The organism is Paenibacillus sp. FSL R5-0636, from assembly GCF_037974255.1.
Lineage (GTDB): Bacteria > Bacillota > Bacilli > Paenibacillales > Paenibacillaceae > Paenibacillus_AQ > Paenibacillus_AQ odorifer.
Map to the genome: position 1 here is coordinate 2,889,983 of NZ_CP150232.1, position 22,359 is coordinate 2,912,341.

The following is a 22,359-nucleotide window of genomic DNA, read 5'->3' on the forward strand; positions in this document are numbered from 1 at the left end:
GGATCTTGTTGTGAAGCCGGATTTACGTTCCGCATGGGGAAATAAAGTATTAGTCGGAGACGGAGCGATGGGGACCTACTTATATCAGAAGGGTTTCCCGGTCGGCATTTCCTATGAAGAATTAAATTTGACCTCTCCGGGGGTAATCGAAGATGTTCATCGCAGCTATATTGAGGCAGGGGCAGTGCTGCTGGAAAGCAACACCTTCTCGGCGAACTATGACAGGCTGTCCAAATATGGTCTAGAATCCAAGGTTGAGGAAATAAATCGAGCCGGGGTTAGAATCGCTCGCCAGGCTGCTGGAGATCATGGGTATGTATTAGGAGCTGTAGGATCTATTCGTGCGGGCAAACGTGCGAATCTCTCTTCCACAGAGCTGAAAAAATATTTTACACAGCAGATTGCTGCATTGCTAGAAGAGGACGTAGATGGCATTATGCTGGAAACCTTTTACGATGTTGAGGAACTGCATTTAGCTCTAAGAACGCTCCGCAAGATCAGCTCGCTTCCTGTAGTTTGCCAATTAGCTGTCGATGAAACGGCACGCACATTAGATGGATTAACTTTGCCAGAAGCCTTTCGTATTCTGGAAGGCGATGGCGCTGATGTTATCGGATTTAACTGTAACACAGGCCCGAACGGAATGAAGCGAGCGCTCAAAGCTGTACAAGGGAATCTGGTTCTGCCAGCCTCTGTGTATCCAAATGCGGGTGTGGCGGATTATGTAGACGGAGAATATCGGTACGGGGCTTCACCAGAATATTTTGGCCAAATGGCACAGACTTTCGCGGAGATGGGCTGCCGGATAATCGGTGGTTGCTGTGGTACAACTCCGCAGCATATCGCAGAAATCTCCTCTGCACTGAAGAATTATGTACCGCAACCGCTTCCTAAACCGTTGCCACCTGCAGTGGAGCGTGTATCGCTGCAAGAGAATTTTGGCGATGAGGATAGAGATGGTAGAGAGCCGAACCTGGTTGATCTGGTAAAGGAACGACATACGGTTATTGTTGAGCTTGATCCACCTCGTGAATTGGATATTGCAAAGTTTATGCAGGGCGCAGAAGTTCTGAGAAGAGCAGGCGCGGATGCGCTGACACTCGCCGACAACTCCCTGGCTGTCACACGGATGAGCAACATGGCTTTGGGACATTTGGTGCACGCTAAAACTGGACTTCGTCCGCTAGTGCATATTGCTTGCCGGGATCGTAATTTGATTGGTACTCAATCCCATTTGATGGGTTTTGATGCGCTTGGAATTGATCATGTGCTGGCTGTAACAGGTGATCCTGCGAAATTTGGAGATCTTCCCGGCTCAAGCTCGGTTTATGATTTAACCTCTTTTGAGATTATTAGAATGATCAAGCAGCTGAATGACGGGATTTCCTTCTCAGGTAAACCTTTGAAACAGAAAGCGAATTTTGTAATCGGAGCTGCATTTAACCCGAATGTTAAACATTTGGATAAGGCAGTGCAACGTCTGGAGAAGAAAATTGCCTCTGGTGCCGACTATATTATGACCCAGCCTGTCTATGATCAGGAACTTATCGTGAAGATAGCTGAGGCAACAGCACATCTGGAAATCCCCGTATTCATTGGTGTTATGCCACTGGCAAGCGGACGTAATGCAGAGTTTCTACATAATGAGGTTCCCGGTATTCAGCTTACGGACGATGTCCGCAACCGCATGAAGGGACTTGAAGGGGAAGCTGGAAGAGCAGAAGGTGTCGCTATCGCTAAGGAACTGTTAGATGTTGCTACTGCCCATTTTAATGGAATCTATCTGATGACTCCGTTCATGTTCTATGATATGAGCGCACAGCTAATGGAGTATGTGTGGGAGAAATCAGGACGCAAATTGTCCCCCTTGTTTCGCTAGTAATAATCAATTACAATAGTGTAATGGATGTGATTCCGTTGTCATTTAGCATGACCGGATACGGTCAATCGTCCCTGCAATTCGGCGGCTACAAGATTATGTTCGAAGTGAAATCGGTGAATCACCGGTACTGCGAAGTTGTACTGCGGATGCCCCGGGATTGGACGGGTTATGAGGATGTGTTGAGAAGAAAGGTTCAACAGCACATCAAACGGGGAAGAATAGATGTTACCATCAATAGAGAGCACGATGAGTCGACAGTTAGACCGGTTCTGAATCACTCTGCTGTAATGACCTATCTAAAGGCAGCAGAGCAGCTTAAGAACGAATATGGTTTGACTGGTGAGTTGACTTTACGTGATATACTTTCTATACCCGGTATTATGGACAGCAAAGACGAGGCTGCGGGTGCCGTGTCTGCGACATTAGAAGACTACTCCGAAGTATTGGAGGCGGGACTTGAGCAGTGTTTGCAGTCTCTGCTGGAGATGCGCGCCCGTGAAGGCAGTTATCTAGCCGCAGATATTGAACAGCGCCTGAACCATCTTGAGAACATGCATGCTGAAATGGTTGAACTTGCACCTGTCGTAATCATTGAATATCGTGAGAAACTTCGACATCGATTGAATGAACTAAATGATGGGACGTTCGCTTTTGATGAGCATAAATTCGGGATGGAGATCGCTATTTTTGCAGATCGCTGTAATATTGATGAAGAGTTGACCCGGTTGTATAGTCATTTCGAGCAATGCAGAGCCCTCCTGAAGGGGAAAGGACCGGTAGGACGCAAACTGGATTTTCTCATTCAGGAGATGAACCGTGAGACGAATACAATCGGATCGAAATGCAATCATCTAACTCTCGTGGGTCTTGTGCTAGATATGAAAGCAGAACTGGAGAAGATTCGAGAACAAGCTGCGAACATAGAGTAATCGGGAATAGGTAATAGCATAGAACTTTATGGGGGGAACTACCGGAACATGGCAATCAAACTTATTAACATTGGCTTTGGAAATATTGTGTCTGCCAACCGCATTATTTCTATCGTCAGTCCGGAATCTGCACCAATCAAACGTATTATCCAGGAGGCACGTGATCGGCATATGTTGATCGACGCCACCTATGGCCGACGGACTCGTGCCGTAATCATTACAGATAGTGATCATGTCATCCTATCGGCTGTACAGCCGGAGACTGTGGCGCATCGCTTATCCAGTAAAGATGACGACAACGACGAATAACAACTAAATGGAGTGTATTATGTCAAAAGGATTGCTCATCATATTATCCGGACCTTCCGGCGTGGGTAAAGGTACTGTTTGTACTGCACTACGTCCGAAGATGCCCGAACTTGTCTACTCAGTTTCTGCTACTACTCGCAGTCCGCGTGCGGGTGAGGAAGATGGCGTCAACTATTTTTTCAAAAGCAAAGAGGAATTTATGACAATGATCGAAGCCGATCAATTGCTTGAATACGCGGAGTACGTAGGTAATTATTACGGTACTCCCCGTGATTTTGTAGAGAGAACTCTCAATAGCGGCAAAGACATTATTCTCGAAATTGAGGTTCAAGGAGCTCTCAAAGTCAAAGAGAAATTTCCTGAAGGGATTTTTGTGTTCCTTCTTCCTCCATCCATGGACGAGTTGAAGGACCGCATTCGCGGACGGGGTACTGAGCATCCAGATGTGATCGATCACCGCATGACTGTAGCGGAAGATGAGATCAACTTAATGCAGCATTATGATTATGCTGTTGTGAATGATGAGATTGATCTGGCTTGTAAGAGAATAGAAAGCATTATTATCGCCGAACATTGTAAAGTCAGATAATTTATGCTGAAGGTCAAATGGTATTAACAGTAAACTATGAAGAGGTGTCCCAGTGCTATATCCATCCATTGATGAAATGATGACTAAGGTTGACAGTAAGTATTCGCTCGTTGTCGCTGCTGCACGTCGTGCTAGACAATTGCGTGAGGGTGGCAAGACAGATGTGAAGAATCCTAGATCGCATAAATTTGTTGGTGTTGCTCTTGAGGAAATTTACGAAGATCGTATTACTCTAACCCGCGGTGAAGAGTAGTCTCAAGCATAAGTAATAATGACCTATTGTAGAAACGGATGCCGCCTATTTGTTTTGAGGCGCTGCCGTTTCTTCTTGGGTTATGGAGCATTTACGGGTCTTAAATTTATGATGAAAGCCCAGAACCGGGCTCTTTATGACAACCGGAAGGTTGTTATTTTTTTCTCGTCGTAAAGATAGCCATTCGTTGTAAGAGTAGGGAACAGGGGGGAGATCATGTTGAAGAGCTTGAAGGGGAAGACTATTTTACTTGGGATCACAGGAGGAATTGCTGCTTATAAAGCGGCGTCCTTGACCAGTAAGCTTGTCCAAAAAGGAGCCGAGGTTCATGTCATTATGACAGCTTCGGCGAAGCAGTTCATTACAGAATTAACTCTACAGTCACTATCGAAGCAACGAGTATATAGCGATACATTCCAGGAGAGAGATCCATCCTCCATTTCACATATTGATCTGGCAGATGCTGCGGATCTTGTGCTGGTAGCACCCGCAACCGCAAATATAATTGCCAAAATGGCACACGGGATCGCCGATGATATGTTATCTACTACACTGCTTGCTACTACGGCTCCTATTATGGTTGCACCAGCTATGAATGTTCATATGTATCAGCATCCAGCTGTACTTAATAATTTGAATATTCTCGCTAGCCGGGGCATTCAGTTTATTGAGCCTGGTGAAGGACTGCTGGCATGTGGATACGTTGGCAAAGGTCGGCTAGAAGAGCCAGAGGCTATTGTGAGTGTGGTTGAGAATTTTTTTGCACACCAAGCAAGCGTCGCATCCAAACCTCTTGCGGGTAAAAAAATCGTCATCACAGCGGGTGGAACGGTAGAACGGATTGATCCAGTGCGTTATATCTCCAATGATTCATCCGGTAAAATGGGCTTCGCGCTAGCACGTGCTGCACGTGCAATGGGTGCTGAGGTAACGTTGATTGCTGCGCGTACAGATGAGGCTCCTCCACAGGAACCAGAGATTTCAGTCATTCGTGTTCAATCTGCACAGGAAATGTATGAAGCAGTTACCGCACTGTGGGACAGCTGCGACATTATGATCAAGGCGGCTGCTGTATCGGATTACCGTCCGAAGCATAGTGAGCCTTCCAAGATTAAAAAAAGCGGAGAGACGATGACGCTTGAGCTTGTGAAGACAACGGATATTCTGGAAACACTCGGTAAGACCAAAAACAAGCAGTTTTTGGTCGGCTTTGCTGCGGAAACGGGCAATACGGAATTTTATGCTAAGGACAAGCTGGTCCGCAAAAACTGCGATCTCATCGTTGCTAACAATGTAGCGGCTGCAGGAGCCGGATTTGGAGCGGATACGAATATCGTTTCGATATATGATGTGAATGGATTGGTGCTTGAATTGCCACAATTGTCGAAGGATGAGGTTGCTCGTCATTTGCTGACGCTCGTGGCAGAGCGGATTACTGGAGCTTCATTATAATGGATATCGCCAAGGTCATTGTGGATGTGCCTGTACGCAGCACTGACCGGCCATTTGATTATAGTATTCCAGAATCCCTGAAGTTATGGATTGAAGTGGGCAGTCGGGTAGCCGTTCCGTTTGGGCACCGGACAGTCCAAGGTTTTGTAGTATCTCTAGAATCAGGCGAGACCCTAGTGAGTCCTAGCCTGAAGCCTATTCAAGAAGTGTTGGATTTGCTTCCGCCTTTATCTCCTGAATTAGTTGAGCTTGCGGACTGGATGAGTAAAAGATATGCATGTAGACGAATTTCAGCACTGCAAGCGATGTTGCCCACCGCTCTAAAAGGGAAGGCAGAACGGCTGATTTCACTTGGAGATGTGCAGGAAGAGACAGCATTTCCAGAGGATGAATTGTTCCCAATGTTTGCCGACACAGGGGATGAGGAACGACTAATCACAGAATTTATTGGACGTAGTGGCGAAGTTTCCATGAAGCAGCTTACTCGTGCATTTCCTGAGGCTGCTGAGACGGTGAAGTTCATGCTGCGGCGTGGAGTACTTATAGAGAGTCAATCCATTAAGGATAAAATGGGTAAGAAAAAGCTCAAGGCAGTCGATCTGGCGATAGGTGTCACTGCTGCCCGTGAGGCTTTGAACAAATTCCCGAAAAAATCCGCACGCCAGAAGGAAGTTCTGAGCTTTTTAGTTGATATGGAAGCTACACTCCCCATGGCCCTTAAAGAAGTTTTGTCTGCACTCCAAGTAACGGCAAGTACTGTAAAGGCCTTGGAGGAAAAAGGTTTTATCGAGATCAGTGAAATTGAAGTCTATCGCGATCCTTATCAAGGACGAGATTTTAAACCTACCACACCTCTACCGCTTACAGCGGAACAAGAGGTCGTATATACAAGAATTTCTCGAACCTTAGAGGAGCAGCTTCACGAAGTATTTCTGCTTCATGGAGTTACGGGTAGTGGTAAGACAGAGATCTATTTGCAATGTATTAAACGCTGTTTAGATCAGGGCAGACAGGCTGTTGTTCTTGTGCCAGAGATTGCTTTAACACCACAAATGGTGGAGCGGTTTAAGGGGCGGTTCGGCAGCGGGGTCGCGGTTATGCATAGCCGGCTGTCTGTTGGTGAGCGATACGATGAGTGGCGTAAAATCCGTGAAGGAAAGGCCACAGTCGCTGTAGGCGCAAGATCGGCCGTGTTTGCTCCTTTCTCCAACCTAGGGTTGATTATTATGGATGAAGAACATGAGACCTCTTATAAACAGGAGGAGAATCCGAAATATCATGCCCGTGATGCTGCTATTCGTAGAGCGGAACAGTGTGGGGCAGCTGTGATTCTAGGTTCTGCTACGCCTTCGCTGGAAAGCTATCATGCTGCAAGATCGCAGAGTGATATTCACTTTTCACCGGTACTGCTAGAGATGCCTACCCGTGCGCTTGGAAATGAACTTCCAAAGGTGAACGTAGTAGACATGCGGGAAGAGCTTAAAGAAGGCAACCGTTCGATGTTCAGCCGAAAGCTTCATTCAGCACTGGAAGAGAGGCTGGAACGCGGAGAACAGACGGTGCTGCTGCTTAACCGTAGAGGTTTCTCAACCTTTGTCATGTGTCGTAGCTGTGGTTACGTAGCCGGTTGTCCAGAATGTGATATCTCACTAACGTATCATAGCCGTAGTGACAATTTGCGTTGTCATTATTGCGGACATGCTGAACCAGCACCTAAGCTTTGTCCGGAGTGTGGGAGTGAGCATATCCGGTTTTTCGGAACGGGTACACAGCGGGTGGAGGAAGAGCTTGGTAAGCTGTTCCCAGGCATACGAGTGATTCGTATGGATGTGGACACAACAACAGAAAAGGGCTCGCATGAGAAGCTGCTGAACCAATTTAGAGACAAAAAAGCGGATGTTCTCCTGGGCACTCAGATGGTAGCAAAGGGACTGGATTTTCCAGATGTCACTCTTGTTGGTGTAATCACAGCAGATTCAGCTTTGAACCTGCCCGATTTTCGCGCAGCAGAGAAGACATTCCAATTGCTTACACAAGTTGCAGGCAGAGCAGGCCGGCACCAGCTTCCAGGCGAAGTGGTCGTTCAGTCCTATACGCCAGAGCATTATTCTATTATTCATGCCAGCGGACATGACTATCTCTCTTTTGTACGTGAAGAGCTGAAGCATCGCAGAGGCCTCCAGTATCCGCCATATTGCAGACTCATCCTGGTCACATTGTCTCATGAACAGCTGCCGCTTCTACTGCGGATGGCAGAGAATTATGCTCTGAATCTTCAGGGAAAGGCCAGACAGCTAAGGTGGTATGGAAGTCTCGATAAGCTAACCAGCGATGTGTTAGATCTGTTGGGTCCTGTGGCATCACCTATCCCTCGATTAAAGGGTAGATATAGATTCCAGTGTATGATAAAATGGCGCGGCGCCATCGATGTGATTGGACTTGTCCGCCAAGTGGCTGAAGAGTTAGAGGATTCTGTGCGGGATACCGGTCTTCAGATCAGCATTGATGTGGATCCGCAGATGTTGATGTAAATCCGTATCATGTTACAATGTAAAAAAAGAGCTTTATCAATTGACTTTAAATATAGAAATGTTCAGAACGGGAAGGTGTTTTGTAATGGCTATACGTTTGATCGTTAAAGAACCGGATGAAGTATTGCACAAAAAAGCTAAAGAAGTAGCTGTAGTTACTCCTAATGTTAAAAAATTGCTGGATGATATGGCACATACGATGTATGACGCTGAAGGAGTAGGGCTGGCGGCACCCCAAGTCGGAATTTTGAAACGTCTAATTGTGGTGGATGCGGATGAAGAGCATGGATTGATCAAAATGATTAACCCTGAAATCATCAGCATGGAAGGTGAACAGCTAGGACCAGAAGGATGTCTTAGTATTCCTGGCTTGAATGGTGATGTTCGCCGTGCGGAGACTGTAACTGTACGTGGCCTTAACCGTGAGGGAAAAGAGATTACGATAACCGGCAGTGGTTTACTTGCCCGGGCTTTTCAGCATGAGATTGACCATTTGAATGGAGTTCTATTTACAGATATCGCTGAAAAAGTATACGAGATGACTGCTAACGAGACTGAGGAGTGAGGAATATGAAGATTGTATTCATGGGAACTCCAGCTTTTGCGGTGCCAAGCTTGCAAATGCTGGTAGATGAAGGCTATGAAGTTGTAGCTGTCATCACCCAACCAGATCGTCCGCAGGGGAGAAAAAAGATCTTGGCTCCTTCACCAGTTAAGGAAGCCGCATTAGCTCTCGGATTACCTGTGCTTCAGCCAGAACGCATGCGTCGTCCTGAGGCAGTCGCCGAGCTGGCAGCATATGAGCCGGATTTGATCGTCACGGCTGCTTATGGTCAAATTTTGCCTAAAGCTGTGTTGGACTTACCGCGGAATGGTTGTGTGAATGTACACGGTTCGTTGCTTCCTAAATATCGGGGAGGTGCTCCGATTCAGCGCAGTATCATCAATGGGGAGAAAGTGACCGGCGTTACTTTGATGTATATGGCTGAGGGGCTGGATACCGGTGACATGATCTCTCGTGTCGAAGTGGCTATTGAGGATGAGGATACCTCTGGAACTCTTTTTGAGAAGCTGAGCCTGGCTGGACGAGATCTGTTAAAGTCTGAAATGCCACGTTTAGTAAGCGGAAAAGTTCAAGCTGTTCAGCAAGACGATAGTGAGGCAACTTATGCCCCTAACCTTAATCGCGAGGATGAACGCTTGGATTGGAACGCTAGCTCACGTGACAACTATAATCGAATTCGTGGATTAGTTCCTTTTTCCGGCGCATTTACGCTCTGGAATGGTGAGACCTTTAAAGCTTGGGCTTCTAAGCTGCCTGAAGCGCAGAAAGCAAGTGATAGTGCTCCAGGAACGGTGCTTTCTGTAACTGAACGAGGTGTCGAAGTGAAAACAGGTGACGGAAGTCTGCTGCTGACAACGGTTCAACCTGCTGGCAAAAAAGCAATGAGTGCGGCCGATTTTAGCCGTGGTGCTGTTATGAAGCCAGGGACGGTGTTAGGTTGAGCGGCGGTGGAAATGGTGTTGGCCGATCAGCAGTAAATCCTAGCGCTGGTAAGAGACAGGGGAATAACTCTAAAGCAGTTGGCAACAAGGGTAAGGTTACCCCTGCTTCTGCCCGGGAAATCGCGCTTGATATAATGGTTAAAGTTGAGCAGCAAGGTGCTTATAGCAATTTGCTGCTCAACAGCAGTCTACAGAAGGCAACGCTTAGCAGAGAAGATGCCGGACTGGTCACAGAACTTGTCTATGGCTCTATTTCGCGGATGAACACCCTGGATTATGTGCTTGAAGGATTTGTTAGTAAAGGGATAGCCAAACTACAGCCATGGGTCCGTAATTTACTGCGGTTTAGTTTATATCAAATTATGTATCTCGATCGTATACCGTCCCATGCAGCTGTAAATGAGGCTGTTAATATAGCGAAGAAAAAAGGCCACCAGGGAATCTCAGGGATGGTTAACGGCGTGCTGCGCAGTGTATTGCGTGCTGGTGATCTGCCAGTTCTGCCTGAGGGGCTAAGTCAAGCGCAGCGGATATCGATATTATATTCACATCCGTTGTGGTTAGTGGAACGTTGGATTACCGAGTACGGTGCCGACACGGCGGAAGCTATTTGTGCATCAAACAATGAGCCGCCTGCGGTCAGTGTACGCGTGAATACAACGATGATCTGTCGTGAGGCTCTGCTGAACCAGATGATTGAACAAGGTCTGCAAGCTTCAGCATCTGATGTTAGTCCCTATGGCATTGTTGTGAAAGGCGGCGGAAACCTGGCACTCACCTCCTGGTATCGTGATGGATATATCTCCGTTCAGGATGAGAGTTCTATGCTTGTAGCTGAAGCGGTAGCTCCGGAGCCTGGCATGAGAGTGCTTGACTGTTGCGCTGCTCCTGGGGGCAAAACAGCACATATGGGCGAGCTCATGAAAGATGAAGGATCGATTTATGCTAATGATCTGCATTTGCATAAAGCGAAATTGATCTCAGATCAAGCAGAACGTTTAGGTCTTGATTGTGTATCTACAGGCAGTGCAGACGCGCTGGAGCTGGAGCACACGTTAGAGCATCAATCCTTTGATAGAATTCTTCTCGACGCACCTTGCTCTGGACTCGGCGTAATTCGCCGTAAGCCAGACCTCAAATGGCGTAAGCAGTCGGAAGATGTGGCTAGTGTAGCATCATTGCAGCGGGAGTTGCTGCAGTCGGTCTCTAAACTGTTGAAACCGGGTGGCATTCTGGTATATAGTACCTGTACGACTGAACAAGCGGAAAATAGTGAAGTAGTAGCTGACTTTTTGAAGCAGAATCCTGATTTCACCGCAGTGACCTTTGCTTCACCATTGTGGGACAGGCTGGAGGGTACCGCGCTGGCTGAGGGTGATGGAATTCAACTGCTGCCCCATCATTATGGGAGCGACGGGTTCTATATTTCTAAGCTCCAGAGAGTCTTGTAATATAGCAAATTTTCTGACAATTGTAGTATCCTCCGCCCGCCGGGCTACCGTACGGCGGGCGTTTTCTTTTACCGTCTCTGAAATTTGTGTTAAAATAGGAAGAATGAGAAATAATACGCATATCCTTATGAAAGAACAGGTGTAGATAATAATGAAACCTTTAATATATGATTTTTCTTTAGAAGAGTTACAACAGTGGGCGAAAGATAATGGTGAGCCTGCTTTTCGTGGTGGACAAATTTTTGATTGGCTGTATGTAAAACGTGTGAATGACTTCGAAGCAATGAGCAATTTGTCCAAAGGGCTTCGCCAGAAGCTGAATGAACAATTCTCTATTGCAGCACTAACTGAAATTACTAAAATGGAATCTAAAGATGGAACTGTAAAATTCCTGTTTGGATTGCATGACGATCATGCTATCGAAACAGTTATCATGAAACATAATTATGGCAATAGCGTTTGCGTAACAACCCAAGTAGGATGCCGAATCGGCTGTACTTTCTGTGCTTCCACACTCGGTGGATTAAAACGGGATTTGACAGCGGGAGAAATTGTAGCTCAGGTTGTACGTTCCCAACAAATCCTGGATGCGCGCGGCGAACGTGTCAGCAGCATTGTTATCATGGGTACTGGTGAACCGTTTGAGAACTATGATGCAACAATGAGATTCCTGCGTCTTATGATTCATGAGAAGGGCTTAAATATCGGACAACGGCATATTACTGTTTCCACCAGCGGTATTGTACCGAGCATTTATAAATTTGCAGAAGAAGATACCCAGATTAATCTGGCGATTTCGATTCATGCGCCTAACGACGCCTTGCGTTCAAAGCTAATGCCTGTTAACCGCCGTTTTCCGTTTGATGATGTAATTGAATCATTGCGTTATTATCAAGCTAAGACGGGACGACGTGTCAGCTTTGAATATGCCTTGATCGGCGGGGTAAATGACCAACCGGAGCATGCTGAGGAATTGGCTGGGGTGCTTAAGAGCATGCTGTGCCACGTCAATTTGATTCCGGTAAACCATGTGCCTGAGCGAAAATATGTACGTACTTCACGCAATGATATCTTTGAGTTTCAACGTATTTTGGCTGATAACGGGGTGAATGTTACTATTCGCCGTGAGCAAGGCCATGATATCGCGGCCGCATGCGGACAGCTGCGTGCCAAACATATGGAGTTGGGGTGAGGATATTTGATCAGAACAGTTCATGCCAGCGATATTGGCCGAGTGCGCTCTGTCAATGAGGATTCGGTCTGGATCGGCGCGACGCGCCACGGTTATACACTCGGTATTATTGCCGATGGGATGGGTGGACATCAGGCTGGTGAAACCGCAAGCAGGCTCGCTTTGGAGACAATGAGGAATAACCTAGACGGGTTAGAGTCTGGCCTTCAAGACGAAGCTCTGCGTGATGCGTTGTCAGCTGCTATTTTGGAAGCTAACAGCACTGTGTTCAGGGAGGCTTCCGGTGACGATAAGTATCATAATATGGGTACTACTGTCGTTGCTGTTCTTTTGAATGGATCAAACGGATATATTGGCCATATCGGAGACAGCAGAGCCTATTTAATAAAAGACAGTGCGGCAGTTCAACTAACCGAGGATCATACGCTAGTCAATGAGCTGTTCAAGAACGGTCAGATCAGTGTGGAGGAATTGGATAATCATCCGCGTCGTAATGTGCTGACGAGGGCACTTGGAACAGATGCTGAGGTTGAAGTTGATATGGCGCCTATAGCTCTGCTACCTGGGGAAATTTTGCTTCTATGCAGCGATGGTTTAAGCAACTTTGTCACAAATGAGCATTTAGGCAAAGTAGCAGGTATACATGAGATATCGTTAGAGGAAAGAGCGGACCGTTTACTTCAGCTGGCACTGCTCGCCGGCGGTGGCGATAATATTAGCGTCGCTTTGTTAGAACATCATGGAGAGGCCGCTGTGCCCGAAACAAAGGAGTGGGATTGATGATCGGTCACGAATTGGGCGGCCGTTACCAAGTCATCGAACGGATCGGCGGAGGTGGAATGGCGCTCGTCTATAGAGCACATGACATTCTTTTAAACCGAAATGTCGCCATCAAAGTATTGCGCAATCAGTTTGTGCATGACGAGGAATTTATTCGCCGTTTTAGGCGTGAGGCGCAATCTGCCGCATCTTTGTCTCATCCGAATGTCGTCAGCATATACGATGTAGGACAAGAAGACGAAATTCATTACATTGTCATGGAGTATATTGAGGGTCAGAATCTTAATGAAATTATAAAAGAACGAGCGCCATTACAGGTTGATGAATCCGTACGGATCGCTTCACAAATCTGTGATGCCCTAGATCATGCGCATCAGAATCAAATTATTCATCGTGATATAAAACCACATAATATCCTGATCGGACGCAACGGCCGGGTGAAAGTAACCGACTTTGGGATTGCCCGCGCAGTTACGTCAACAACCATTACACAGACCGGTTCTGTAGTTGGTTCAGTACATTATTTCTCGCCAGAGCATGCCAAAGGTGTCTCTACAGGAGAAAAGTCTGACTTGTATTCTTTAGGTATTGTACTTTATCAAATGCTTACTGGAAGCCTGCCCTTCTTGGGAGAGAGTCCGATTAGTGTAGCTTTAAAACATCTGCAAGAAGAGTTTGAAGAGCCAAAACTTCTGAATCCACTCATTCCGCAAAGCGTTGAGAATGTAATTCTGAGATCAATGCGTAAAAATCCGGAAGAGCGGTACGACTCTGCCAAAGAAATGTTGCAGGATTTGGAAACATGCTTATTGCCGGAGCGCCGCAGTGAGGCGAAGATTCTGTTCAACGATGAAGAAGATGAGGATCGTACGCGGGTTATCCCGGCGATAAAACCGATTCAAAGAAGCAATGGTAATCGTAATCATCGTGAGGAACGGATGGTTCGTGATGAAGATGATGAACCGGTGCCTTCAAGCAAAGGTAAAAAACAATGGGCAAAACCCACATTATGGATTGGGCTTACCTTGCTGTTGCTGTTGGCTATGGCCAGTCTCGTATGGTACGTTAAATCACAGCTAGTTGTTCCTGAGGTTTCCGTTCCTTATGTAGTAGGTAAACAGATAGAACAAGCACAAACTGAGCTTGAGGATTTGGGGCTTGAGGTTGCTGATCCTATTCTGTATGACTACAGTCCGAATTTTGAAGAGAATGTGGTCATTAAGCAAAGTAGGGAAAAGGATGCCAAAGTGAAAAAAGGAGCGTCCCTAATACTCACTGTGAATACGGCTAAGCCACTACCCAAGATGCCAGATGTAGTTAACAAGAGCTTTGATGATGCGGTTAAAGCATTGATGGCGCTGGGTGTAGCCCAGGACCGGATTGATAATAAACCTCTCTATGACGAAAATACAGATGAAGGTCTCATTGTAAAATCTGACCCTGCATTAAATACAGAATTCGATCCTGAGACGGTTCAAATCACCCTTTACGTTAGTAAAGGAGAAGAAAGTGTACTGTTGCCAGATCTCATCGGTAAGACGGAGAGTGAGGCAAAGGCGCTGCTGGAAGGTGCCAAGCTTGTTCTTGGAGAAGTTAAACAAGAATCCAGCTTCAGCATTGAAGAAGGTAAAGTAACAAAGACTTGGGCATTTGATAAGGGGACAGGTACTTCTGTTCCACCTGGAACAGCGATTACGATTTACTTAAGTACAGGTTATCCACCTGAAGCCCTGAATTATACCTTTAATGTGCCAGTCGCTCCTGCTCAGGATGGAAAAAAGAGCAAGATTCGTATCGAATTCGTGGATGCGCGCAATAATGGAGAGAAGCAGGATTGGGGAACACGTACCATTGGAAAGAGCCAAGTGTTATCTGTGAATCTAGTATTGGCTCCTAATAAAGATGGTTCAGTTATTGTTACCCGTGACGGTGTACTTTTGGATACTTATGTCATTCCTTATATCGATGCTAAGAACGGAACCGTTCAGGAGCCTGAACCACCAGTTATAGCAACACCACAGCCAACTCCAACACCTTCTGCTGAACCTACGCCTACAATTGAACCTACGATTGAACCGGAGATCTTGCCAGGTTCAGGTTCAGAGAATGACGGAGGGAATAACGGGGCGGTGAATCAGACAGGGTTCGTAAACAATAGTTCTATAAATAGTGAATCGACTAATAATGGCAATAATAAGCACAACAATAAAGGCAAGGATAAATCTAAAGATAAAAACAACAACTAAACAGGGTTTAACCTGAATGGTTGGCGTAGCGAAATGACCCGGGGATATCAGACTTGGGTCATTTTCGCAAAATCAGGAGAGGAAGGCTCACTATGTATGCCTGAAGGTATAATTGTTAAGGCGTTAAGCGGTTATTATTATGTGAAACCGCTCCGCGAAGGATTAATTGCGACTGAAGAGCATTCTGTTCAATGCAGAGGCCGAGGAATTCTCAAGAAAAAAGGGATCGCTCCGCTAGTTGGAGATCGGGTTATTTATATACTTACTGAGCATGGAGAAGGAATGGTGGATGAACTTCTACCTAGAGAATCTGAACTGATTCGTCCACCTGTAGCGAATGTTAAGCTCGCAGTCCTTTTATTCTCCGTTCGAGAGCCCGATATGAACCTGAATCTGTTGGACAAGTTTCTAGTTCATATTGAGCATTCGGGTCTGGAACCCCTAATTGTTCTGACTAAACAGGATTTGGCGGATGATGATGGTGAAGCTACTCGTTATGTTAAAGAACTTTATGAGGATATCGGATATGAAGTGATGGTCACAAGTTCACTTACTGGTGCCGGAAGCGATGAGCTAAGACAACGGCTTACTGGTGGTATTAGCGTATTTGCGGGTCAATCGGGGGTTGGTAAGTCCACCTTATTGAATCGTATTGTTCCAGGGCTTAAACTGGAGACTGGAGAGATCAGTTTACGATTGGGACGTGGTCGCCATACGACCCGTCATGTGGAGCTGATGGATATTGGTGGTGGAGGTTTTGTTGCAGATACCCCAGGTTTTAGTCAGCTTGATTTCTTAGAGCTTGGTGTAGAAGAGCTGTCCACTTGTTTTCGTGAATTTGCTCAATATGCATCCGATTGTAAGTTCCGGGGCTGCAGTCATCAGCATGAACCAGGCTGCCGTGTAATAGAGGCTTGGAAAGCAGGGAAAATTGCGGATAGTCGCTATGATCATTACAAACTGTTTTTTAATGAAATGAAAGATAAAAAGCGGAGGTACTAACATCATGATACGAATAGCACCATCTTTATTGTCGGCGGATTTCGCGCGTTTAGGTCCAGAAGTAGCAGAGGCGGAAGCCAGTGGTGGAGATTGGATACATGTGGATGTAATGGACGGTCATTTTGTGCCGAATATCACATTGGGTCCACCTATTGTAAAAGCTGTATCGTTACATACCAAGCTGCCACTTGATGTTCACTTGATGATTGAGTCACCAGAACGTTATATCCCTGATTTTGCTGCAGCAGGTGCAAGTGTGATCACCGTTCACGCTGAGGCATGCGTTCATTTGCATCGTGTGGTTCATCAGATCAAGGAGCTGGGGCTGAAGGCAAGTGTAGCAATTAATCCGGGTACTCCGGCTTCAGCGGTGCGTGAGGTGCTGGAGGATGTGGATATGATTCTGGTGATGACCGTTAATCCAGGCTTTGGTGGTCAAGCATTCATTCCTAACACTTTGCGCAAAATCATTCAAATTCGAGAATGGGCGAATGAAGTGAATCCAGATTTATTGATCGAAGTAGATGGTGGAGTCTCGGAAGAGACAGCACCCTTAGTTGTGGCAGCTGGAGCCGATGTTTTGGTAGCGGGGAATGCAGTTTTTGGCCGGAGTGATCGTGCTGCGGCGATCCGCGGAATTCGAGAAGCGGCCGAATCTGCACTGCGTTAAAAAAATAGGCTATTGAGACTAGAGGTATAGGCCAAGTCCTCGGTGCATAAATATGGTTACATGAGCAGAAATCTCATGTAGCCTTTTTTTGTTTTGGCAGGGAGGACTGCAGTTCGTTTCCGTTATTGACAAGAGGAAAGTCTCCTGCGTACGGCATGAATTGATGGGAGGGTAAATCATGAAATTTTACACGTTTAAGCTGCCAAGGTTTTTGGGAGGTTTTGTTAAAGCAATATTGAACACATTTCAGAAGAGTTAAGCCGCTAACAGAAAAGAAAACATGAAAAAAAGCACCTTACAAATGTAAAGGGTGCTTTTTGCTTCATATAAGTTATCGTTCGGTCTTAAAATTGCTAAAGACTAAACGCGTTCAACTTTACCGGCTTTCAAAGCACGGGTGCTGACGTACACGCGTTTTGGTTTACCGTTCACGAGGATACGGACCTTCTGAACGTTAACTCCCCAAGAACGACGGTTGCGGTTATTAGCGTGAGACACGTGGTTGCCGCTGCTCGGTTTCTTGCCTGTTACTGCACATTTGCGGGACATAGATTACACCTCCTTATTCCTAACACCTGCATAAACAATACTTATCTATAATATCACAGCAAATTTTGCTACGTCAACCGATTCAAAAACATTTATTTCTTTTAATACTTATAGTACAATGTAAATTAGTGCATTATGTCCTGTTAATCATAGAATGATTAGGCATGAAGTTAGGAAGGGGAATTCTCAATTGAGTAAGCGTTCTATAAACGGAACAGATTTTACCGCTATGGTATTGGCTGGAGCGGATAAGCTGCAACAGCATGCAGAACACGTCAATTCCCTAAATGTTTTTCCGGTCCCAGATGGAGATACCGGCACAAACATGAATTTGACGATGACCGCAGGCGCGAATGAATTAAAGAAAAATAACACCACTTCTGTGGGCCAATGTGCAGGTGTACTCTCCAAGGGCTTATTAATGGGAGCTCGTGGGAATTCCGGCGTTATTTTGTCCCAGTTATTCAGAGGGTTTAGCAGGTATGCGGCTCAACATGATGAGCTTAATACACAGCAGTTCGCTGCTGCGCTGCAAACCGGAGTGGACGCTGCGTATAAAGCAGTTGTAAAGCCCGTAGAGGGAACTATTCTTACTGTAGCTAAAGAGGCTGCAAGACATGCTGTTTATTATGCCCGCCGTACTACTGACGTTGTGGAGCTGATGACAGAGGTATTAGCCAAAGCAAAAGAAGCCTTAGCTTATACGCCTGAGCAATTGCCTGTATTGAAGCAAGTCGGTGTTGTAGATTCTGGCGGCCAAGGTTTGGTCTACATTTATGAAGGGTTTCACCAGCATCTGACGAATGGAAGTACTACCGGTCTGTCTGAATCTGTGCAAGGACAAACCCACACACCCGTTGCACCAGCGCCTAAACCCGTATTAACGAAACCTGAAAGTGAACTGTTTTCTGTACAGTCTTCTGCGCAGTCACAGCTATCTACTGAAGATATAGAATTTCTATATGATATGGAGTTTTTCATTAATCGCCAGTTAGGCGTTAACGTGAGAACCAATTTTGATGAGGAAGCTTTTAGGAAAGCGTTGTCAGTTAATGGCGACTCCATTATTGTTATTTCGGATGATGAGACGATTAAAGTGCATGTGCACTCTAAGGCTCCAGGTGAAGTGATGAACTTGGCTCTTCTTTATGGGGAGATCACGCAGATTCACATTCTTAATATGCGAGAGCAGCATCGTGATCTGCTGACTGCGGGCATGGATATTGCACCAATGCCTGATGTATTCGCTGATATGCCGAATGAGAAGAGCGCAGTGCAAATGTCTCCTGCTGAACCACCGGCCGATGATTTGGCACCTTACGGCTTCATCGCGGTATCTTCTGGCGCAGGTATTGCTGACATTTTCAAAAGCCTTGGAGTGGACGTAGTCCTAGCTGGTGGTCAGACAATGAATCCTAGCACTGAGGATTTCGTGAACGCGATTTCTTCCATATCTGCGAAGCATGTTTATATTTTGCCGAATAACTCGAACATTGTTCTTGCCGCTCAACAAGCTAAAGATCTTCTAGAGGGCGAACGTGAGATTACGGTGATTCCAAGTAAAAGTATTCCGCAGGGAATAGCAGCAGCTTTTGCATTCCAAGAGGAAGATGCAGTGGAGACTAATTCTGAGAATATGCTGGAAGCAATCTCTCATGTGAAGTCCGGACAAGTAACGAACGCTGTGCGTGATACAAGCTTTGATGAGCTGGAGATTAAATCGGGCCAATTTATTGGGATTTCTAATTCCAAAATTGTTGCTGCTGCAGATGATCTTTTGGCTGCAAGTCAGGCGCTGTTATCCAATATGCTGGAGAATGGCGACGAAATCGTTACGATCCTTATTGGTGCAGAAACAGAATCCGAGGCTACTGATTCTTTGAGTGAGTGGCTGGAAGAGACTTATCCGAATGTGGAAGTTGAGATTCATGAGGGTGGCCAACCCCTGTATTATTATCTGTTCTCTGTAGAGCCATAGGTAGGAATTAATGGTTCTTTAACAATGGAGTAGAAATTTGTTATTGCGTAGTTGGCAAAATTATAGCTTGGGGGAGAAAATCCATGAATCGTACCATTATCGTCACCGACAGCACTTCAGATATCCCGCCAGCAATGGCGGAAACGTACGGAATTGAGGTAGTACCGTTGACCTTAATGTTCGGCGAAGAGGCTTTTAGGGACAATCTGGATATGACTCCGGAGCAGTTCTATGAGCGTCTTCCCCGTACCTCACAGCTGCCGACTACTTCTCAACCCTCACCGGTTGAATATATGAATGTGTACCGCAGTATTCTGGAGCGTAACCCGGGCTGTTCTATCCTTTCCTTTCATATTTCTTCTGGACTGAGCGGGACTTATCAATCTGCATTGCTGGCTAAATCGATGCTGGAGGAAGAGGGAGAAGGGATCACTGTTGTGGATTCTCTCTCCGCTTCTTATGGTTTTGGATTTATGGTAGTGGAAGCTGCCAGAATGTCTGCTGAAGGCAAAGGACCTGAAGAGATACTTGAGGCTGTAGAAAGCCTACGTCAATCGCGTAAGCTTTACTTCTTAGTAGATACACTTGAATATTTACAAAAAGGCGGGAGAATTGGAAAAGCCTCCGCTATTCTGGGGACACTTCTGAATATTAAGCCGATATTGTCCATTGATGCAGAAGGTATTATTTATGCGGTGGAGAAAGTTAGAGGCCGTAAGAAGGCTGTCGCCCGTATGATTGAACTGTTCAAGCGGGATCTGCAGGGTGTAAACAAAATCAATGTGGCCGTAGGTCATACGGCTGAACCGGCTTCCGGCGAGGAGTTCCTGAATGAGCTTGCAGGACACTTCACCTTGGAAGAAAAAGTGCTGACGAACGTCGGCCCTGTCGTGGGCAGCCATGTCGGTAACGGTACATTAGCTGTGTTCATTTGGCCTGCAAAATGAGGGATAAATATGACACTGGCATTAAATCAAATTGAAGTAAAAAACATAACTGGCGTGAGTGCTCAAAAGCAAAGCGAGCTTCACGCCTTTGGCGTCTTTACAGTAAAGGATTTATTAGAGTATTATCCGTTCCGCTACGAGGATTATCGGCCCCGCTCGCTGAGCGAGACTAAACACGGGGATAAAGTGACCGTTGAGGCAAAAGTAATCGGTATCCCTGTGCTGCAGCGTTTTGGCGGCAAGTCACGTCTTAGCTGTAAGATGGTTGCAGAGCCATGGATGTTCACAGCAACCTGGTTTAACCGCCATTACGTAAGAGAGCAACTCACTGTGGGACGGGAAATTGTGCTGACCGGAAAATGGGATCAGAAGCGCAATCAGATTACAGTGACTGATTATGAATTTCCGGATCGTGGTGAAGGGAAGACGGGAACACTGCAGCCAGTTTATTCGGTAGGTGGTAAGATCACTCAGTCCTGGATCAGGAAGGTTATTAATCAGGGACTTCAGCAGTATGGGGATCTGATTCCAGAGATTTTACCGCATTCTATTATGAGGGAATATGACTTCATGCCGCGTAAACGGGCCATTGCCACTATCCATAGGCCTGAGGACACTCGTGAGGGGCAGCAGGGGCGCCGTAGGATGGTATATGAGGAACTATTCCTGTTCCAGTTGAAGATGCAAGCGTTCAGGGTTCTGAACCGCGGGCGGATGGATGGGGTAGTCCACACAGTGGATAACGCGACGGTACGCCAGTTCGTTCGCAGTCTGCCCTTTGAGCTTACAGATGCACAGAAACGTGTAGAGCTGGAGATTTTACATGATCTGCGTTCACCATATTGCATGAATCGTCTGCTGCAAGGAGATGTTGGCTCGGGTAAAACAGTGCTTGCGGCTGTGGCGCTTTTTGCTACGGTAAGATCTGGTTTTCAGGGCGCACTAATGGTGCCCACAGAGATTTTAGCAGAACAGCATATGCGTTCACTTACCAGGATGTTTGAGCCGTTTGGGATTACTGTAGGACTCCTGACGGGCAGTGTGACTGGCCGAAAACGTAAAGAGTTATTGGCCTCGTTGCAAATGGGGATGCTTGATATCGTGGTAGGAACACATGCTTTGATTCAGGAGGATGTATTTTTCCGTGATCTGGGTCTTGTGGTAACTGATGAGCAGCATCGTTTTGGTGTGAATCAGCGTGGTGTATTGCGGCGAAAAGGATATAATCCGGATGTACTGACGATGACTGCGACGCCTATTCCACGTACACTTGCGATCTCTGTTTTTGGCGATATGGATGTATCTACTTTATCTGAAAGGCCGAAAGGCCGAGTTCCTATAACTAGTTATTGGGTAAAACATGATCTCATGGATCGTGTGCTGAATCTGATTAAGCGTGAAATTGATCTGGGTCGTCAGGCTTATTTGATCTGTCCGCTCATTGAAGAGTCAGAGAAGCTGGATGTGCAGAATGCTATTGATTTGCATATTCAGATGAGCCAAGCTTTCCCTAGCTATAAAGTTGGGCTTTTGCATGGGAAAATGACTCCCGCTGAAAAAGATGAAGTGATGCGGGCGTTTTATAACAATGAGCTGCAGCTGCTTGTGTCCACTACGGTGGTGGAGGTTGGTGTAGACGTTCCTAATGCTACGTTGATGATCATTATGGATGCGGATCGTTTTGGCCTGTCACAGCTGCACCAGCTGCGTGGACGGGTAGGAAGAGGGCAGCATGCCTCTTTTTGTGTGTTGGTAGCTGATCCAAAATCTGAAATCGGACGTGAGCGAATGACTGCCATGACCGATACGGATGACGGATTTGAGATTTCCCGAAGGGATTTGGAGCTGCGTGGACCGGGGGATTTTTTTGGGACAAAGCAGAGTGGATTACCGGAGTTTCGGCTGGCAGATATGACGGCTGACTTTGAAATTCTGGAGCAGGCGCGTGATGATGTCGCAGAGCTGCTTAAGGATGAAGCTTTTTGGACATCACCTGAATATGCATCTCTTCGGCATTATTTACAGAGTGAACAGATCTTCCAAGGAGAATTAATTGACTAACTAGGCACATGTAGCACCGAAGGCTCATATAC

The 22,359-nt window shown here is 46.2% G+C and carries 20 protein-coding genes; 19 read left to right on the forward strand and 1 reads right to left on the reverse strand.

The window, feature by feature from the left end; all coding sequences use genetic code 11:
• The first annotated feature begins 10 nt into the window (after nt 1-10).
• From MKX34_RS12975 to spoVM, 16 genes are all read left to right on the forward strand, one after another.
• Complete coding sequence (locus MKX34_RS12975) at nt 11-1,879, forward strand: bifunctional homocysteine S-methyltransferase/methylenetetrahydrofolate reductase (RefSeq protein ID WP_076099571.1); 1,869 nt, start codon at nt 11-13, stop codon at nt 1,877-1,879.
• 38 nt (nt 1,880-1,917) lie between these two features.
• Nucleotides 1,918-2,811 (forward strand): YicC/YloC family endoribonuclease, encoded by an 894-nt coding sequence (locus MKX34_RS12980; RefSeq protein WP_036686185.1) that lies wholly within the window; start codon nt 1,918-1,920, stop codon nt 2,809-2,811.
• A gap of 48 nt (nt 2,812-2,859) precedes the next feature.
• Nucleotides 2,860-3,120, forward strand: coding sequence for a DUF370 domain-containing protein (locus MKX34_RS12985; RefSeq protein WP_006209218.1), 261 nt, complete (start codon nt 2,860-2,862; stop codon nt 3,118-3,120).
• A gap of 19 nt (nt 3,121-3,139) precedes the next feature.
• Complete coding sequence (gmk, locus tag MKX34_RS12990) at nt 3,140-3,709, forward strand: guanylate kinase (protein ID WP_036686186.1); 570 nt, start codon at nt 3,140-3,142, stop codon at nt 3,707-3,709.
• Nucleotides 3,710-3,761: 52 nt separating this feature from the next.
• Entirely contained in the window at nt 3,762-3,962 is a 201-nt protein-coding gene (rpoZ, locus tag MKX34_RS12995; protein WP_036686188.1) for a DNA-directed RNA polymerase subunit omega, read from the forward strand.
• A 216-nt stretch (nt 3,963-4,178) separates the two neighbouring features.
• Nucleotides 4,179-5,414 (forward strand): bifunctional phosphopantothenoylcysteine decarboxylase/phosphopantothenate--cysteine ligase CoaBC, encoded by a 1,236-nt coding sequence (gene coaBC / locus MKX34_RS13000; protein ID WP_076099572.1) that lies wholly within the window; start codon nt 4,179-4,181, stop codon nt 5,412-5,414.
• Nucleotides 5,414-7,945 (forward strand): primosomal protein N', encoded by a 2,532-nt coding sequence (gene priA, locus MKX34_RS13005; RefSeq protein WP_076297708.1) that lies wholly within the window; start codon nt 5,414-5,416, stop codon nt 7,943-7,945. Before coaBC ends, priA begins: the two co-directional genes overlap by 1 nt.
• 85 nt (nt 7,946-8,030) lie before the next feature.
• On the forward strand, nt 8,031-8,510 hold the full coding sequence (gene def, locus MKX34_RS13010) for a peptide deformylase (RefSeq protein WP_036686193.1): 480 nt from the start codon (nt 8,031-8,033) through the stop codon (nt 8,508-8,510).
• Between the two features lie 5 nt (nt 8,511-8,515).
• On the forward strand, nt 8,516-9,451 hold the full coding sequence (fmt, locus tag MKX34_RS13015; protein ID WP_076212679.1) for a methionyl-tRNA formyltransferase: 936 nt from the start codon (nt 8,516-8,518) through the stop codon (nt 9,449-9,451).
• A 119-nt stretch (nt 9,452-9,570) separates the two neighbouring features.
• Entirely contained in the window at nt 9,571-10,902 is a 1,332-nt protein-coding gene (gene rsmB, locus MKX34_RS13020) for a 16S rRNA (cytosine(967)-C(5))-methyltransferase RsmB (RefSeq protein WP_256717704.1), read from the forward strand.
• A gap of 151 nt (nt 10,903-11,053) precedes the next feature.
• Nucleotides 11,054-12,094: a 23S rRNA (adenine(2503)-C(2))-methyltransferase RlmN gene (rlmN, locus tag MKX34_RS13025; protein ID WP_036686196.1), complete on the forward strand. Its 1,041-nt coding sequence runs from the start codon at nt 11,054-11,056 to the stop codon at nt 12,092-12,094.
• A 6-nt stretch (nt 12,095-12,100) separates the two neighbouring features.
• A complete protein-coding gene (locus MKX34_RS13030; protein ID WP_076099575.1) occupies nt 12,101-12,874 on the forward strand; it encodes a Stp1/IreP family PP2C-type Ser/Thr phosphatase in 774 nt (257 codons plus the stop codon).
• A complete protein-coding gene (gene pknB, locus MKX34_RS13035; protein ID WP_036686199.1) occupies nt 12,874-15,120 on the forward strand; it encodes a Stk1 family PASTA domain-containing Ser/Thr kinase in 2,247 nt (748 codons plus the stop codon). Before MKX34_RS13030 ends, pknB begins: the two co-directional genes overlap by 1 nt.
• A 96-nt stretch (nt 15,121-15,216) precedes the next feature.
• Nucleotides 15,217-16,122, forward strand: coding sequence for a ribosome small subunit-dependent GTPase A (gene rsgA / locus MKX34_RS13040; protein ID WP_036686201.1), 906 nt, complete (start codon nt 15,217-15,219; stop codon nt 16,120-16,122).
• A 4-nt stretch (nt 16,123-16,126) separates the two neighbouring features.
• On the forward strand, nt 16,127-16,792 hold the full coding sequence (gene rpe, locus MKX34_RS13045) for a ribulose-phosphate 3-epimerase (protein WP_036686202.1): 666 nt from the start codon (nt 16,127-16,129) through the stop codon (nt 16,790-16,792).
• 178 nt (nt 16,793-16,970) lie between these two features.
• A complete protein-coding gene (gene spoVM, locus MKX34_RS13050; RefSeq protein WP_020431362.1) occupies nt 16,971-17,051 on the forward strand; it encodes a stage V sporulation protein SpoVM in 81 nt (26 codons plus the stop codon).
• Between the two features lie 101 nt (nt 17,052-17,152).
• On the opposite strand, the gene rpmB is transcribed toward spoVM, so the two are convergent.
• A complete protein-coding gene (rpmB, locus tag MKX34_RS13055; RefSeq protein ID WP_036686205.1) occupies nt 17,153-17,341 on the reverse strand; it encodes a 50S ribosomal protein L28 in 189 nt (62 codons plus the stop codon).
• 190 nt (nt 17,342-17,531) lie between these two features.
• Between rpmB and MKX34_RS13060 the strand changes: the two genes are divergently transcribed.
• The 3 genes from MKX34_RS13060 to recG all read left to right on the forward strand — a co-directional run bounded on the left by MKX34_RS13060 (nt 17,532) and on the right by recG (nt 22,327).
• Nucleotides 17,532-19,319, forward strand: coding sequence for a DAK2 domain-containing protein (locus MKX34_RS13060; RefSeq protein ID WP_038570325.1), 1,788 nt, complete (start codon nt 17,532-17,534; stop codon nt 19,317-19,319).
• Between the two features lie 83 nt (nt 19,320-19,402).
• Nucleotides 19,403-20,266 carry a DegV family protein gene (locus MKX34_RS13065; protein WP_036686209.1) on the forward strand — a complete coding sequence of 288 codons (864 nt, stop codon included), beginning with the start codon at nt 19,403-19,405 and terminating at the stop codon, nt 20,264-20,266.
• A 9-nt stretch (nt 20,267-20,275) separates the two neighbouring features.
• Complete coding sequence (recG, locus tag MKX34_RS13070; protein ID WP_036686210.1) at nt 20,276-22,327, forward strand: ATP-dependent DNA helicase RecG; 2,052 nt, start codon at nt 20,276-20,278, stop codon at nt 22,325-22,327.
• Nucleotides 22,328-22,359 lie beyond the last annotated feature (32 nt).

Excerpts from the sequence above, each read along its gene's own strand:
- MKX34_RS12985 (WP_006209218.1), top strand. The coding sequence starts at position 2,860 with ATGGCAATCAAACTTATTAACATTGGCTTTGGAAATATTGTGTCTGCC.
- gmk (WP_036686186.1), top strand. The coding sequence starts at position 3,140 with ATGTCAAAAGGATTGCTCATCATATTATCCGGACCTTCCGGCGTGGGT.
- coaBC (WP_076099572.1), top strand. The coding sequence starts at position 4,179 with ATGTTGAAGAGCTTGAAGGGGAAGACTATTTTACTTGGGATCACAGGA.
- priA (WP_076297708.1), top strand. The coding sequence starts at position 5,414 with ATGGATATCGCCAAGGTCATTGTGGATGTGCCTGTACGCAGCACTGAC.
- def (WP_036686193.1), top strand. The coding sequence starts at position 8,031 with ATGGCTATACGTTTGATCGTTAAAGAACCGGATGAAGTATTGCACAAA.
- fmt (WP_076212679.1), top strand. The coding sequence starts at position 8,516 with ATGAAGATTGTATTCATGGGAACTCCAGCTTTTGCGGTGCCAAGCTTG.
- rlmN (WP_036686196.1), top strand. The coding sequence starts at position 11,054 with ATGAAACCTTTAATATATGATTTTTCTTTAGAAGAGTTACAACAGTGG.
- pknB (WP_036686199.1), top strand. The coding sequence starts at position 12,874 with ATGATCGGTCACGAATTGGGCGGCCGTTACCAAGTCATCGAACGGATC.
- rsgA (WP_036686201.1), top strand. The coding sequence starts at position 15,217 with ATGCCTGAAGGTATAATTGTTAAGGCGTTAAGCGGTTATTATTATGTG.
- rpe (WP_036686202.1), top strand. The coding sequence starts at position 16,127 with ATGATACGAATAGCACCATCTTTATTGTCGGCGGATTTCGCGCGTTTA.
- spoVM (WP_020431362.1), top strand. The coding sequence starts at position 16,971 with ATGAAATTTTACACGTTTAAGCTGCCAAGGTTTTTGGGAGGTTTTGTT.
- rpmB (WP_036686205.1), bottom strand. The coding sequence starts at position 17,341 with ATGTCCCGCAAATGTGCAGTAACAGGCAAGAAACCGAGCAGCGGCAAC.
- MKX34_RS13065 (WP_036686209.1), top strand. The coding sequence starts at position 19,403 with ATGAATCGTACCATTATCGTCACCGACAGCACTTCAGATATCCCGCCA.
- recG (WP_036686210.1), top strand. The coding sequence starts at position 20,276 with ATGACACTGGCATTAAATCAAATTGAAGTAAAAAACATAACTGGCGTG.